This is a genomic window from Exiguobacterium sp. s131 (assembly GCF_018617345.1).
GTDB lineage: Bacteria > Bacillota > Bacilli > Exiguobacteriales > Exiguobacteriaceae > Exiguobacterium > Exiguobacterium profundum.
In genome coordinates, this window is the sequence record NZ_JACSJX010000001.1 from 143,447 (window position 1) to 157,145 (window position 13,699).

The 13,699-nt window shown below is 47.4% G+C and carries 16 protein-coding genes; 6 read left to right on the forward strand and 10 right to left on the reverse strand.

Features of this window, described 5'->3' with window-relative positions:
• Position 1: 1 nt before the first annotated feature.
• From gshAB to KNO69_RS00880, 4 genes are all read right to left on the reverse strand, one after another.
• The gene (gene gshAB / locus KNO69_RS00865) at positions 2–2,293 is read right to left on the reverse strand and encodes a bifunctional glutamate--cysteine ligase GshA/glutathione synthetase GshB (protein WP_214815371.1); all 2,292 of its coding nucleotides are present in this window, start codon (positions 2,291–2,293) and stop codon (positions 2–4) included.
• The gene (locus KNO69_RS00870) at positions 2,277–3,605 is read right to left on the reverse strand and encodes an MATE family efflux transporter (RefSeq protein WP_214815374.1); all 1,329 of its coding nucleotides are present in this window, start codon (positions 3,603–3,605) and stop codon (positions 2,277–2,279) included. Before KNO69_RS00870 ends, gshAB begins: the two co-directional genes overlap by 17 nt.
• A 129-nt stretch (positions 3,606–3,734) precedes the next feature.
• Complete coding sequence (locus tag KNO69_RS00875; RefSeq protein ID WP_214815376.1) at positions 3,735–4,202, reverse strand: hypothetical protein; 468 nt, start codon at positions 4,200–4,202, stop codon at positions 3,735–3,737.
• Positions 4,199–4,408 carry a helix-turn-helix transcriptional regulator gene (locus KNO69_RS00880; RefSeq protein ID WP_074035697.1) on the reverse strand — a complete coding sequence of 70 codons (210 nt, stop codon included), beginning with the start codon at positions 4,406–4,408 and terminating at the stop codon, positions 4,199–4,201. The genes KNO69_RS00875 and KNO69_RS00880 overlap by 4 nt, the downstream gene beginning before the upstream one ends.
• Before the next feature lie 119 nt (positions 4,409–4,527).
• On the opposite strand from KNO69_RS00880, the gene KNO69_RS00885 reads away from it, so the two are divergent.
• Entirely contained in the window at positions 4,528–5,460 is a 933-nt protein-coding gene (locus KNO69_RS00885) for a ring-cleaving dioxygenase (protein WP_214815377.1), read from the forward strand.
• Between the two features lie 22 nt (positions 5,461–5,482).
• Here the strand turns inward: KNO69_RS00885 and KNO69_RS00890 are convergent, their stop codons facing one another.
• On the reverse strand, positions 5,483–5,923 hold the full coding sequence (locus tag KNO69_RS00890; RefSeq protein ID WP_078147731.1) for an RrF2 family transcriptional regulator: 441 nt from the start codon (positions 5,921–5,923) through the stop codon (positions 5,483–5,485).
• A gap of 186 nt (positions 5,924–6,109) precedes the next feature.
• Between KNO69_RS00890 and KNO69_RS00895 the strand changes: the two genes are divergently transcribed.
• Positions 6,110–7,210, forward strand: coding sequence for a globin domain-containing protein (locus tag KNO69_RS00895; RefSeq protein WP_078147730.1), 1,101 nt, complete (start codon positions 6,110–6,112; stop codon positions 7,208–7,210).
• A 41-nt stretch (positions 7,211–7,251) separates the two neighbouring features.
• Here the strand turns inward: KNO69_RS00895 and KNO69_RS00900 are convergent, their stop codons facing one another.
• The 5 genes from KNO69_RS00900 to KNO69_RS00920 all read right to left on the reverse strand — a co-directional run bounded on the left by KNO69_RS00900 (position 7,252) and on the right by KNO69_RS00920 (position 10,337).
• A complete protein-coding gene (locus KNO69_RS00900; protein ID WP_214815379.1) occupies positions 7,252–7,809 on the reverse strand; it encodes a hypothetical protein in 558 nt (185 codons plus the stop codon).
• A 68-nt stretch (positions 7,810–7,877) separates the two neighbouring features.
• A complete protein-coding gene (locus KNO69_RS00905; RefSeq protein ID WP_214815381.1) occupies positions 7,878–8,291 on the reverse strand; it encodes a DUF350 domain-containing protein in 414 nt (137 codons plus the stop codon).
• Positions 8,288–9,517, reverse strand: a complete 1,230-nt coding sequence (locus KNO69_RS00910; protein ID WP_214815383.1) for a glutathionylspermidine synthase family protein — start codon at positions 9,515–9,517, stop codon at positions 8,288–8,290. The genes KNO69_RS00905 and KNO69_RS00910 overlap by 4 nt, the downstream gene beginning before the upstream one ends.
• A complete protein-coding gene (locus KNO69_RS00915; protein WP_214685362.1) occupies positions 9,514–9,882 on the reverse strand; it encodes a lipoprotein in 369 nt (122 codons plus the stop codon). Before KNO69_RS00915 ends, KNO69_RS00910 begins: the two co-directional genes overlap by 4 nt.
• Entirely contained in the window at positions 9,879–10,337 is a 459-nt protein-coding gene (locus KNO69_RS00920) for a hypothetical protein (protein WP_214694705.1), read from the reverse strand. Before KNO69_RS00920 ends, KNO69_RS00915 begins: the two co-directional genes overlap by 4 nt.
• 106 nt (positions 10,338–10,443) lie before the next feature.
• Between KNO69_RS00920 and KNO69_RS00925 the strand changes: the two genes are divergently transcribed.
• From KNO69_RS00925 to KNO69_RS00940, 4 genes are all read left to right on the forward strand, one after another.
• Positions 10,444–11,463: an ion channel gene (locus KNO69_RS00925; RefSeq protein ID WP_214815385.1), complete on the forward strand. Its 1,020-nt coding sequence runs from the start codon at positions 10,444–10,446 to the stop codon at positions 11,461–11,463.
• 11 nt (positions 11,464–11,474) lie between these two features.
• Positions 11,475–12,602, forward strand: a complete 1,128-nt coding sequence (locus tag KNO69_RS00930; protein WP_214815387.1) for a YfbR-like 5'-deoxynucleotidase — start codon at positions 11,475–11,477, stop codon at positions 12,600–12,602.
• A gap of 129 nt (positions 12,603–12,731) precedes the next feature.
• Positions 12,732–13,064: a PadR family transcriptional regulator gene (locus KNO69_RS00935; RefSeq protein WP_012727454.1), complete on the forward strand. Its 333-nt coding sequence runs from the start codon at positions 12,732–12,734 to the stop codon at positions 13,062–13,064.
• The gene (locus tag KNO69_RS00940) at positions 13,061–13,588 is read left to right on the forward strand and encodes a DUF2812 domain-containing protein (RefSeq protein ID WP_196431312.1); all 528 of its coding nucleotides are present in this window, start codon (positions 13,061–13,063) and stop codon (positions 13,586–13,588) included. Before KNO69_RS00935 ends, KNO69_RS00940 begins: the two co-directional genes overlap by 4 nt.
• Positions 13,589–13,699 lie beyond the last annotated feature (111 nt).

The window sequence follows — 13,699 nt, forward strand, 5'->3', positions numbered from 1 at the left end:
CTCAATATTTAAACAATAAATCAAGTAGCATCTCACCAATCGGTCGTTCTTTTCCTTCATAAGGAAAAGCGTGGATATGGATGGCGGGATTAAAATTCAATTCGATGATACCGTATTCGATTTGCGCATCATCGAGAGAGGGAATCATCATATCGACACCACAGATGGTTGCCCCGACTGACTTAGCGGCATCGACAGCAATACGCTTATAGATGTCAGAAATTTGATCCGTATAGTCGATACTATCTCCGCCGGTACTGATATTAGAGTTTTCGCGTAAGAAGACACGCTCATCGAGAGCGGGAATACTATCGGGTGTCTTGCCTTGAGCACGTAAAAATGAGATGACGACCTCGTCGATGTCGATTTTCTCGAGCGGTGTCTTGTATCCTTTTCCGCGTAACGGGTCTTCATTTTTTGTCGCAACGAGTTGACGGATCGAAGAGGTGCCATCTCCAGTGACGTTCGCCGGGACACGATGGAGGATGCCCGCGACGTCATCCCCGATGACGAGGAAGCGATATTCTTTTCCGGGTAAGAATGTCTCAAGTAAAACGACATCATCAAACGTTTTCGCATACTGAAATGCAGACCGTGCTTCCTCATACGTCGCTCCGTCTTTAAAAATGTGAATACCGACTCCGAAGTTTGTGGACTTTGGTTTTAAGACGATGGGTTGTTTTGAAAATGAATCCCATGCCTGACGTAAATCTGATTCATCTTGAAGTTCTACCCCTTCAGGGACACGAATGCCGTGCTCTGCGAGTACAAACTTTGTCACCGTTTTATTCTCCATCATTAAGACGGAAACATAATTGTCTTTTGATGTTTTCGTTGCCTGTTTGACGTATTCTTCGTGTTTGCCGTTTCGAATCCGAATGAACTGGTCGGAACGATCGATGACATCGACACGATAACCACGTTTAATTGCGGATTTCATTAAGATTTGAGTAGACAGTTCCAGGTCGGCATAACCGTGGATGCGAAAACGATTTGCATAGGCGTCCTCATAAAAGTGTTCTGCTTGGGCGAGGGACCATGCGTGATAACCCGTCTCGGTCATAATCGTCTTTAATCGGGAAGCGTACGTCCGGTCCACGTGATCAATTTTTTCGCGTACAGCGGGAAAGACATCTTCGAAGCCCAGGTCATACTGTGTGTTGAACGAATCGATGGCGTCGAGAAGTTCTGTCGCGTACGTGTGTAAAGGTATGGCGTAACCATCTCGAGTCAATATGCTTGCGGGAGACATGCCTTCTTTGGCGACACGTTGTTGATTATTGTACGCTTCAGCTTGCCAATCGACATGAGATGTCTCCTTAGTAAAGGTCAAGTACAACAAAAACAGATGAAGGAACCGTAAATCTGAACGAGCAATTCCGGTCTTTTCAAACGGATTCAAATCGATATTGCGAATTTCAATGTAATCGATACCGTGTGCCTCGAGTTGATTTAAGTCGTTACCACCTTTCGATGTTTTCAATCGGATGGGGGAGTAGAGTTCGTTCGGATTGGCAATCTCGCCTTTGGCAATGAACCGTTTTACATCGTCTATATAACTTGAGAGTGTCGCATAATTTGGATAAAGCGGTTCAACATTCGTGTACCCACAGTCGCTATTCCGATAGGACAATGCTTGTTTATTTGAAAAAGTGTCTACATGGAGCGCTTGCATCTGGCTGACACATCGTTCTTCATAACTCGCATGTACGGCTGGGGTAGCACCGAGCAAATAGACGATGAGCCAACGCATTCGTAAATATTGACGAACTAACTTCAAATATAGGTGATCTTTGAAGTGTCGATTTTGTTCAGGGGATCCTTCGTATAATGCGGATAACATCTCATCGGAAAATGAAAAGTTGAAATGGATTCCAGAAATGAGTTGTTTTTTCGCACCATATTTTTGGAGCAGATGCTCACGATAACGGCTAGCCTCTATTCCGGACACACCAAAATCAGCGAGTGGAATCGTACCACCTTCCGGCAAGGCACATGGCATCGATTGTGGCCAAAGGCGTTCATCGCCTATGTTGAGCGCCGTGATGTCGTATAGCGTTTCTAAAAAATGATGTGCCGCCTCAATCGTCGGAAACGTTGGAGTGACGAGCTCAATTTGACTTTCAGAAAAGTCGGTCGTGATGTATGGATGAGTCGCTTTATGACCGAGTGCTTTTGGATGCTTCGTAACAGCTAGTGTGCCTTCTGACGTGACGCGTAACATTTCTCGCTCGATGGCAAATTTTCCACTTGTGATGAGATGGTGGGGTAGTTGATTAAACTGCTTCTGCAAGGGAAATCACTTCCTTTTTCGTTAGTCGGACAAAGAGGGCGGAGACAAGCCCTTTTGTGATACTTGAGATGGCGATACTCCACCAGATGGCATCGATTCCGAGATAAGGCTCAAGAAAAAATGCGAGCGGGATACGGGCCACTGTGAAAATAATCGAGATGGTCGCGGGGATTTTCGGTAATCCGAGTCCTGAGAAGTATCCGTTTCCAATCATTTCAATCGATGAGAAGACGAGCGAAATGCCGATAATTCGCAAGTAGCTCGCCCCAATTTCGATGGTTCGAACGTCATCGACGAATAGACCAATGAGTAAATCTGGGGCGAATAAAAAGAACAACATAATGAATCCTGTGTAAACCATCCCGAGTCGGGTCGTTACCCGGTAACCTTCATGAACACGTTCTACTTTTCGTGCCCCGAGGTTTTGACCGGTATAGCTAGCCATTGCTCCGTTCAAGCCACCAATCATCATGTAGACAATCGATTCGATTTGAAGTCCGATGCGCTGTGCCGCAATCGCTTCCGTCCCGTATGAGCCAATCATGCGGGCAAGAAAAATACTGATTACCGTGAACAAAATCCGTTGGGTTGCCATCGGAAAACCAAGACGGATGATTTCTTTATAGTCAGCTCGAGTCGGCTGAACGACTTCATCCCAATTGAATAATGTACGAGCGCGGTGCCGAAACAATCCGAACATCATGACGTTGGCGACAAGTGTTGCAAGGGCAGCCCCGATCACACCGAGTTGGAATGGATAAATGAAAATCGGGGAGAGAATCATATTGAGGATGACACCTGTCGCATTGATTCGCATCGCTGTTGTTGTATTGCCATATGCACTGAATAGACGAGCAAACAGCAAATTAAAGAAAGAAAAGATGAGCATCGGCGCGCTGACGAATAAATATTCATACGCAAGCTGCTCCACAGCGGGGGCACCCATATTCAAAAAGCCGATGAGGGTATGACCGAACACAATTAGTAGTGAGGCGTACGAAAGACCGAGTGTTAGATTCAGACGCCTGCTGGCCCGGACATGACGCTGAACCGAATTGAGGTCACGTCTCCCGACAGCTTGTGATACTTTGATGCCGGCACCAACGACAATCAACGATTGAATCGCCTGTCCGAGCATGATATAAAAACTAGCCGCACCGATACTTGCCACAGCATCACTCCCGAGCGCACCGACCCAAAACATGTCGACGAGACTATACGTAAACTGTAATAACGAGCTACCGACGAGCGGAAGGGCAAGAGCCAGAATGACGCGTTGCACGTTTCCAATCGTCAAATCGACGGTTTTCACAAAGCAAGACTCCTTACATTCTTTATATAACCATTTAGTTATATATAAGCACGGTGTAATAGAATTGGCAATCATGATAGCCGAATCGATGAAAAATGGACACAAAAAAAGGAATTCGTGATGAATTCCTTAATGTCGATAACCGCGAATCCAAGTCGTCATATAGACGAGTGTCGCGATGATGAGCGTTGAAGCGAGTGCATAGATCGGATAGGCGGGAAGTGTATCTTCAAACAACGGATAGAACATAAACGACCCCATAAAAATAGGAACGGAGATGCCGAACGAGATGTATGCCGCTTTTGTCGCTTTCACTGTGATGATTTGTTCACGCTCATCGACTTCACTAAATTCAGTCATGCGGACAGACCATTGAGTGAAGCTCAACTGCTTGTTCGGCCGGGAGTTAAACGAATAGACTGTCCAAACAATGCCAAAAACAACAAGTAAAAGTAGGGGAAGCAGATTGAATTCAACTAAGAATCGGTCAGACTCGCTGACGGTCTTCGACACATCGGATAAAAATGAGCTGAATAGAAATGCCATCAGGATATACAGGATGATGCTGGAAATAGACTGAACGACAACGTGTTTCATTTTCTTTCCTCCTCGATTGTGAATATAGATTCGACCGGTTCCTCGAACACCCGTGCGATGTGCATCGCCAGCATGAGTGACGGTGTGTAGCTGCCTTTCTCGAGCGAGATAATCGTCTGTCTCGTCACACCGACCTTTTCGGCCAGGTCGCCTTGGGTTAACTGGTGCCGGGCACGCAGTTCTTTCACGCGGTTGACTAATGGCATCGTGCCACCTCATTTCTAGTTTCTACCACTAGTGTAAAACAAATTTTACATAATGTAAAGAGGACTTTACTCATTTGGGGATGATACAATAACGATATAGTCGAAAGGGGAGATGAGGGATGAAGGTGATTAGTGGACAACATCACGTGTCAGCGATGACCGGGGATGCTAAGAAGAACTTGCGATTCTACACGGAAATACTAGGGATGCGGCTCGTCAAAAAGACGGTTAACCAGGATGACCCATCGATGTATCACTTGTTCTATGCAGACGAGATGGGTACGCCTGGAACCGATTTGACGTTCTTTGAGTTACCGTTTCTCGGACAGACGTATCGAGGGTCAAGCAGTATTTCCCGGACAGCACTCAGGGTGCCGGATGGAGCGCTCGCGTACTGGCAGGAGCGTTTTGACGCGTTCGATGTATCTTACGGAGAAATCGAGTCGCTTTTAGGAAGGGCGACCCTTTCGTTCGAAGATCATGAGGGTCAACGTCTCTGTCTTGTAGAAGGAGGGAGCGGGACACCATGGAGCAAAGGTCCAGTGCCAACGGACCTCGGTATCTTCGGTCTCGGATTCAGTGAATGGACGGTACGGCGGATTGACAAGACGGCACGGGTGCTGACAGAAGTGCTTGGCTATCGATATGTAACGACATTTGAACGGGATGGACATGACGTGCGTGTCTTTGAGACGGGCGAGGGTGGTGTGGCAACAGAGATTCATCTCGTCGATCGGCCGGATTTGCCATCGGAACGACCAGGGCGAGGGAGTGTGCATCATGTGGCGATTCGAGTGGAAGAAACAGACGATATGACGAAGTGGATCGAGAAGCTTGACGCACATGGAATCAGCCACTCTGGTCTTATTGACCGTTACTATTTTCAGTCGATTTACTTCCGCGAACCGAGCGGAATCTTAGTGGAACTGGCGACAGATGAACCGGGATTTGCGACGGATGAATCGCTTGAGACACTCGGAGAACGATTAGCCTTGCCTCCGTTTCTTGAGTCAAAGCGAGCAGAAATCGAATCAAAACTAAAGGCTTTGTAAGCGGAAAACCCGACGGACCATTTCAGTCCGTCGGGTTTTGTACGCCTAATAACATGGCGAGTTCGTTCGTTCGGTTGACGACGAGATCCGCAATCGTGTAACGATCGAGTACATGAAGAAACGCCAACATGGCTTCATTCAAAACACCTCGTAAATCACAGGCAGGTGCGATGACGCATCGGCCTTCCCCGAAGCATTCCACGAGTTCGAACGGTTCCATCGTCCGAACGACTTCCCCTACATTGATGTCATCCATCGGTCGTGCGAGTCGAAAGCCGCCGCCTCGACCACGCACCGATTCCAAATAACCATATTTCCCAAGCTCATATACGACCTTCATGACATGGTTTTTGGAGATGTTATATTGGTCTGCCACTTCTTGAATCGTGACGAGCCGATGTGAAAACGTAGCGCTATACATCAACGTTCGCAGTGCGTAGTCACATGTTTGCGTGAGTCTCATCCATCATCACCTCTCGTTTCATTGTACAAGACAATCCCAAAAAGTGCGATTCGAACAAATGTGAAAGGGTAATGGCGAAAATAAGTCAGAAACGTGAAATCTACTTTAAACAAGTATTTAATATATTGCTTTAAAGTGACTTGTCTCACATAATGAACGTGTACAAAACAAAAGGGGGAAATTCACATGTTAGATCAACAAACGATTGAGATTATAAAGGCGACGGCACCAGTTTTGAAAGAACATGGTGTGACAATCACGAAGCATTTTTATCAACGAATGTTTGAACAAAATCCAGAAGTTCGTCACTTCTTCAACCATACGAATCAAAAGCGAGGACGTCAGCCAGAAGCACTCGCGAACGCGGTTTATGCGGCTGCCCTTCATATCGACCGACTCGAAGCAATTCTTCCTGCCATCCAACCAGCACTTCATAAACATAAAAGTTTGAACATCCGACCGGAGCATTATCCGATCGTTGGTGAGAACTTACTTGCGGCGATTCAAGACGTACTCGGTGAAGCTGCAACACCTGACATCATCGATGCATGGGCAAAAGCTTACGGTGTGATTGCCGATGTCTTCATCTCACTCGAGAAAAAAATGTATGATGACGCGCCATGGGTCGGATTCAAACCGTTCGTCATCGAAGAAATCATAGTAGATACACCTGAAGTGAAACGATTCCGTCTCGTCGCGAAAGATGGAGTTATTGGCACAGCCATCCCAGGACAATACGTCTCGGTTCAAGCGCGCATTGCGGGAGAGGACATCCTACATCACCGTCAATATAGTGTCATCGAGACGACAGAAGACGGCTACTGGATTGCGCCGAAAGCGGAGGGACTCGTCTCAAACTGGCTCCATGAACAGACGATCGGAACAGAAGTCCCGATGAGCGCACCAGCAGGAGAATTTATCCTTGAAACGTCTGATCGTCCGCTCACACTTATCGCGGGAGGAATCGGGATCACGCCCCTCTTCAACATGGCGAAGACGGCACTCGAACAAGGACGTCCTGTCACGTTATTGCACGCAGTTCGGAGTATGGACCTTCGTCCGCTCGGAGACGAACTCGATGAACTCGTGGATCAAGGGCTTAAACTCATCACACACGTGGATGACGTATCGGGTTGCATGAATAAGTCACACCTTGAAGCACTTGATGTGGAAGGGCATGATGTTTATACGTGCGGACCGAGTGCGATGATGGAGACGGTTGTACGTGTGATTCCACAGGCACGATATGAATTTTTCGGACCGTCTGGAGTTCTTGCGACCAACTAAAAAAGACGACTGGAAAAAGTCGTCCTGATGCACAATATAGGTTATTCCGTGAGTTCACTTGAATGTATGACTTGTTTCTTGGCATCCAACGTCTCAAGCGACCACACACCATCTGACCGTTTTGTTGTTTCGATGACATAAGTCATGGCGTAGCCTTCGTTCTCAGGATCGTTGACGAGAAAATCTTTTGAGAAATTGTCACCGTTCAACCGTAAGTAAACAACTTCTTCTGGTCGGTCATTGAGACGTACACCGATATACTCGGTTTCTCCGTCTTCAAGCACAACAAAATCGAATGGTTGGTCTGGTGTCACTTGTTTCGTGACGGAGCCTGAGTTTCCTGTCGTGACATCGATTTCGGCTAGACCGATGACGGAGCGATCTTCGTTTGAATAAAAAGAAAGAATCGACTCTTCCCGATTATGAAATTCATAGGCGTACCAGTCATTCATCGTGATATAACGATTCATTTCTTTTTCGGCATTTTCGTATGAGTCACCAGCTTGAATGTTAGTGTAGGTGTAAAGTCCGACACCGACTGCGATGGACACGACGATGAGACCGGAAACGATTGTGAGTAAGAAGATTCGCTTCGACATGATTGTCCTCCTGACTTTTATAAATACGAACACCCCATGCTTCGCAAATGCGTGCATGGGGTGTTTGATTAGTACGTCAAGCTCGCGGCGACGATGATCCCGACGACGAGTGATGCGGCGAACAAGCTGAAACCGATGGCCATGTTGCCATTCTCGACTTCTTTTTCTAAATTCACGCCTGGTGTAAGGATGTATTCAAACGTCCAGAACGCCAATACTTGGGCGGCGATCCCGACGAGTCCCCAGATGAATGCATCGAGCAAGTTGACGCTGTTCGCCCAAACCGTATAGATGACGATGGCAAGTCCGAGCGCTTTCCCCCAGAGTTTCAAGGCGACAGCCATGTTGCCTTCTTTGATTAACTTGCGTTCCGAATATTTGGTCGTTAGTGCGAAGATGATGAGTCCCGCGAGAATGAGACCGAATCCTGTCCCGAGGTGGGCCAGGAAGCTTAAGACTGAATCGAGTGTGATGAATGTCATGAGTTCGTCTCCTTTTGTATAGGTGTGCCAACGGCTAAGTAATAAGATTGGTTGTTCGTGATCATGCTGCCGGCGCGGACGCCGAGTGCGGATGGGTGTCCGTTCAAGCAAAAACATCCGACCATGTAATGTGTCTCCATACGACCTTTGACGGTTGTCGTCATCCGTGTCGGGAGTTCGATGAACTGTTGGTACACGGCCGTTTCTTCCGCATACGTTTGTAATGTTTCGCGATGAAACGGTTGGCCATCTTTCGTATACAAGATGACGGAGTCCCCTTCACGTCCGAATGCCGGCTTTTTGACATAGTCCGATTCACCGAGAAACGGTGTGTCTTCTAAGTAAGTCGGTAAAAAATAGGTGTCGATGATGTCGCGCTCGGTTTCATCGAACAATGTCTCGGTCTCATACAATTCCCAAATGAGGGCTTGTACGCCTTTTGATTGCATGAGGAACGCCGAGAGCGGATTGAGCAGCGACACGTGCTTTTCCAGGTTCAGTTCAAGTAACCGAATGCCGATCAAGTCTCCGTCTGCTGCTCGGTCGTCCACAAGATGCTCGATCGGATATGTTTGACGATACAAGATGTTGATTCGTTCGCCCGATGGTGTGTAGACGCCGTCTTCGTCGACGAGTAAAGTGTGCAAAGGTACGAATTCAGACGGTACGTCGAGCGTTTCTTGTAAAAATCGTGCCGTCCACTTGTCTTCGATATTATCATCATGTGCCGTAAAAACGATTTTCGGTGTGCCTTCTCGTTTGAGTCGATTCCACGCGGCGACGATCGCTTTCCGCAGCTCAATTTTCAGTTGGGGGGTGGCTTCCCTGTTCGGGTCGAGTAGACCAAACTCGGAAGCGACCACGCCGTTCACATCAAACAGCTCCTTAATAAAGGTCGGCGTATCTGCATTGAACTCCATCAACTTGAGTTGATCATCTTTCATGATCCAGTCGTAACGACCGATGATCGTCTCCTGCGGTATCGTCTTCGCCCGTAAGAACGGCAGACTCGCCTCAGGGTAACCAAGCAGTCGGAGCGTTTCGTCAGGCAGGGTGCGTAATAATTGATTCGTCTTCCGAAAAATCGAGTCAACCGCCTCGGTTGCCTCTCGGACAGAGGCAACCTGCGAGGCGGTCATCTCAAAACAATCATATAAGGCATATTCTTCATCGTTTAAATCGGGCCAAAAATAAGGGATTTGACTGTAAAGTTCGTCACGCGTCATCCGCCGAATCCACCTTTAGAGCCACTGCCGAGTCCAGATTTTGACGATCCTGATTTTGAGCCGTTCGATACGGAACCGGTCGCGCCACCGTTCGACTTGTAGGATTTGTAGGTAGAAGAATTTTTTAGTGCACTTTTCGAGCGGAACAGGTTCCCGAGTAAGAAATAACTACCATAATGAGGGGAACGATCGTCGTCACAATAATACGACTCGGTCACGTCATCCCAGTCCCAGTCATCACATTCGTAGCCGGTCGGTTCTTCCGGGAGTGCCGCCTCTTCATATTCATCTCCACCGCACGCGGCAAGGGAAGTGGTCAATACCGCAACGGATAGTCCGCTTAAAATTTTCTTGCTTGTCTTCATGTTGATTCCTCCAATTCATAACCAGTCGGTGTGACATAGATGACGTACACACCACGATCTTCATCTGTTTCTGCTGAATCGCGTTCATATTCTTTGCCGGCGACATATAAATACTGGCTCCCGAGCATAGCGAGCGCATCGAGGTGACGGTCGACGTAATAGGCCTCGAGTAACGGGTTGTCAAACCGGTCGTCGAGTGTACGAATCTCGACCTTGATCTCACTCGTTTCGTGCTTGTCCATCGGTCCCTCTGTATAGCGATCGACATAAATTAAAAAGTATTGATCGCCTTCAAGGGCAGACGAGCGTTGTTTGTAGGTCATGCCGTCTTTGACGAAAAACTCACATTCACGACGAGCTAGCACTTCGTCTAAGCCGAGAGACGTGTAATGGTATAGTGGTTCGAACGATAATTCATTTTTATAGAGACGATACTCTAAGACGATGGAGTTCATAAGTCAGTCCTTCCTTTTTTCTTCTTATACGGAATCACCATCAAAATGGTTTCGTGAATCTTTTTGTGGTTACGTTTAGTATATAAGAGAGAAGGAGGGGGAAACAGTGCATATCTTATTTCGTGTGTGGAAAGGGTTAGCGAAATTATCATTTTTGAATGTCGTCTTAGCTTCTATTGGCATCATTATCTTAGGAACCGTGCTTGGTTATGTTTTAGAACCAGAGACATTCAGATCATTGTTTGATTCGTTCTGGTGGACGATGACGACATTGACGACCGTCGGATACGGGGACTTTTATCCATCCTCCGTGGCAGGGCGATGGCTCGGGATATTCTTATTCCTATTCGGGATTGGGATTATCGGGGCGTTGATTGGAAAATTGGTTGAAATCGGTGCGACGTTTCAACGGCTAAAACGGGAGGGAAGACTAGTGTATCGTGGAGAAGGACATTATGTGTATATCGGGTGGTCCCCGAAGACGAAGAAAGCAATCGATGAAGTACTTAACTACGAACCGAAAGCAGAGATCGTCTTGATTGATCAGTTAGTTGAGGAACCGTACGTGCACGATCAAGTTCACTTCGTATCAGGCGATGCTTCGGATGAAGCGGTATTGCTGCAGGCGAACGTCTTGAAGGCGAAACGCATCGCAATCTTTGCGGATGCCCGTATTACAGAGACGTTACTCGCTGACGGGAAGTCGCTTTTGATCGCATCAGCGGTCGAGGCGTTGTCATCAGAGCATCAAGTGGATCTACAAACGGTCGTTGAAGTATGTGAAGAAAGAAATATCTCGAAATTCAAACACGTCCGCGTCGACGATTTTATTTTAGCGAACGATTCGGTCTCCCTCTTAATGGCAAAAGCAACATTGCATCCAGGAACGACGGCCATTTTCCGTCAGTTGTTGAGCAAACAGTCAGGCGGAAACATCGAAGCGTTGAAACCAAAAGCCGAGTGGCAGAATGTTCGTCAAGCCAATACGGCGTTACTCGAATCAGGGGGGACACTCATCGCGGTCAATGACCGCTTGGATGTGGCGACGATGCTCGATTTGCCGCTTCAGGAAACAGACATGTTATATGTCGTCTGTCGTGACGATGTATTTGAACGACTATCGTAAGGAGTGAAACCATGCATAACGGAACGTTTATCCGAAAGATGACACGCATGCAAAACGTGCAACGGTGGGATGAATATGCCCCCCATTATCATGATAACGCAGCGAGTCATAGCTTTCGTGTCGCGGTCTTTAGCTTGATCGCGGCTTATGTGGAAAAAGAGAACGGACGTGAAGTCGATTTGCTCGATTTACTCGGGAAAGCCATTTTCCACGACATGAATGAAGTCCAGACGGGTCCGATCATGCACCGGACGAAAAAAGAACCGACCTTGATCGGTCACATCGAGCGTATGGAACGAACAGCGAGTCTCGGTCTTGTCGAGCTGCTGTCGCAATCATTACGTCCTCACTTTCATCGTTTCGTGGTGGAAGCGGAAGATGATTCGTTCGAAGGTCGAATCGTGGACGGGATTGATTCGTTCGATGCGATGTTGTTCGTGCGACGAGAAGTCGCGCACGGCTCTCCGCACTTTGATGACAAGCTAGAAGAGATGAAAGCCGCACTCCGACATCATCCGATTGATTCGGTTCGCTGGCTGTTCGACCAGGTCGAGGCAGAAACGGATGTGTTGCGATTCATCGAGAACGTCATGCGGATGGATAGTGTCCGTCGCTGGAAAGGTCGCTTTAACACGATTGACGACAACGATGCGATTCATGGTTTCCGGGCTGCCGCGCTCGGTATGTTCAGTGGGCTCTTAGAGTGTGAGAAGTACGACGTCGATGTCGATGTCGCCGAACTCGTGGCTCGTCTTCTCTGTCACGATTTAGTTGAAGGGGTGACCGGAGACGTGCTCGGTCCAGTCAAACATTCGACGCGAGAGACGGGGGCTGCGTTTGAGGCATACGAGCGAGCGGAAAGTGAACGTCTGCTTGGACTGTTGCCTGAGTATATGCAACCGGCGTTCCGTCGATATATGGCTGACTCGAAAGACGATACGTATGAGGGAATGCTCGTCGACATGATGGACAAGCTTGATGCGCTCATCAAGATGAACATGGAGCGGAAGATGAACGGGGCCGAGTATGAGGTCACGTATCGCGAGCAACTCCGTAAAGTCCAGATGCGATATGAGAATCCGAGCATGATTTTCTTCCTGGCGTATATCTTGCATGATTTAGATTATGTCACTAGTTAAAACCGTTTATCTTGAAGTCGCATACCTAAAAGGGTGCGGCTTTTTTTATATCATTTATTGACATATATCATTTAACGATATATATTGAGTATAAGAAATATATCATTCAATGATATAGGAGGTAGAGAGATGCCACGAACGGACTCATTAGAGTTAGGGGAACTGACGGATAGCATGTTTTATATCCTGTTGGCGCTCACGACGCCGCGTCATGGTTATTTGGTCATGCAATTTGTCGAAGAGACCACGCGAGGACGAATGCAAATTGGTCCTGCTTCGATGTATACGATTATCAAAAAGTTGTTGAACGCTGAACTAATCGAACCGATGGATGGGGACGGAAAGAAAAAGAACTATCGAATCACGAATAAAGGCCGCTCGATTTTAACGGATGATGTGAAGAGACGACAGGCGATGGTCGAAGATGCCTGTGCCATTTTGGATATGGAGGGATCAAGATGAGACAAAAGTATATGTCGAGCTGGGGATTGGCGTTTGCTGAAGAGCGTGAGATGCGGAAACTAGAACGAATGGCGGCCAAGGGATGGCATTTGAAGAAGTTTGCCCCGCTAGGATACACGCTCGTTGAAGGGGAACCGGAAGACGTTCAGTATAGTTTGGACTATCGTACTCGTCCAGACGAAGACTACTTTGACCTGTTTGCGTCGAGCGGGTGGGAACATGTCACATCAACCGGGGATGAGATTCATATTTTCAAAGGAGATCGAGATGCCAAACCGATTTACTCAGATGTCGAAACAACAGAGGAAAAATATCATGACATGGAGCGTCAGATGGGAAGAGCTGCGCTCATCCTAGGCATTTTATGGATTGCCCTCTTTTCGTTGTTTCAGTTTGATTGGCCAACCGTTGTCGAGACAATATTGATTGGGATTCAACTACTCGTGACGATCGGTCTCGTGTTTACAGGACTTCCGTACATCGGCTACCGTTTCAAACGCAAACGAATTAGCCGGGAAGGATGACTAGGCGGATGGCACAAGCCATCCGTCTTTGTTTCGTTCGACTGAACTATTCGAATGAGAAATAGTTAGGGAGGGAGAACTGTTTTTGGACATCAGTCTATGCAACAAAAT

Coding starts and splice junctions, on each gene's coding strand:
- KNO69_RS00875 (WP_214815376.1), bottom strand. CDS start 4,202: ATGAAACACGTTGTCGTTCAGTCTATTTCCAGCATCATCCTGTATATC.
- KNO69_RS00880 (WP_074035697.1), bottom strand. CDS start 4,408: ATGCCATTAGTCAACCGCGTGAAAGAACTGCGTGCCCGGCACCAGTTA.
- KNO69_RS00885 (WP_214815377.1), top strand. CDS start 4,528: ATGAAGGTGATTAGTGGACAACATCACGTGTCAGCGATGACCGGGGAT.
- KNO69_RS00890 (WP_078147731.1), bottom strand. CDS start 5,923: ATGAGACTCACGCAAACATGTGACTACGCACTGCGAACGTTGATGTAT.
- KNO69_RS00895 (WP_078147730.1), top strand. CDS start 6,110: ATGTTAGATCAACAAACGATTGAGATTATAAAGGCGACGGCACCAGTT.
- KNO69_RS00900 (WP_214815379.1), bottom strand. CDS start 7,809: ATGTCGAAGCGAATCTTCTTACTCACAATCGTTTCCGGTCTCATCGTC.
- KNO69_RS00905 (WP_214815381.1), bottom strand. CDS start 8,291: ATGACATTCATCACACTCGATTCAGTCTTAAGCTTCCTGGCCCACCTC.
- KNO69_RS00910 (WP_214815383.1), bottom strand. CDS start 9,517: ATGACGCGTGACGAACTTTACAGTCAAATCCCTTATTTTTGGCCCGAT.
- KNO69_RS00915 (WP_214685362.1), bottom strand. CDS start 9,882: ATGAAGACAAGCAAGAAAATTTTAAGCGGACTATCCGTTGCGGTATTG.
- KNO69_RS00920 (WP_214694705.1), bottom strand. CDS start 10,337: ATGAACTCCATCGTCTTAGAGTATCGTCTCTATAAAAATGAATTATCG.
- KNO69_RS00930 (WP_214815387.1), top strand. CDS start 11,475: ATGCATAACGGAACGTTTATCCGAAAGATGACACGCATGCAAAACGTG.
- KNO69_RS00935 (WP_012727454.1), top strand. CDS start 12,732: ATGCCACGAACGGACTCATTAGAGTTAGGGGAACTGACGGATAGCATG.
- KNO69_RS00940 (WP_196431312.1), top strand. CDS start 13,061: ATGAGACAAAAGTATATGTCGAGCTGGGGATTGGCGTTTGCTGAAGAG.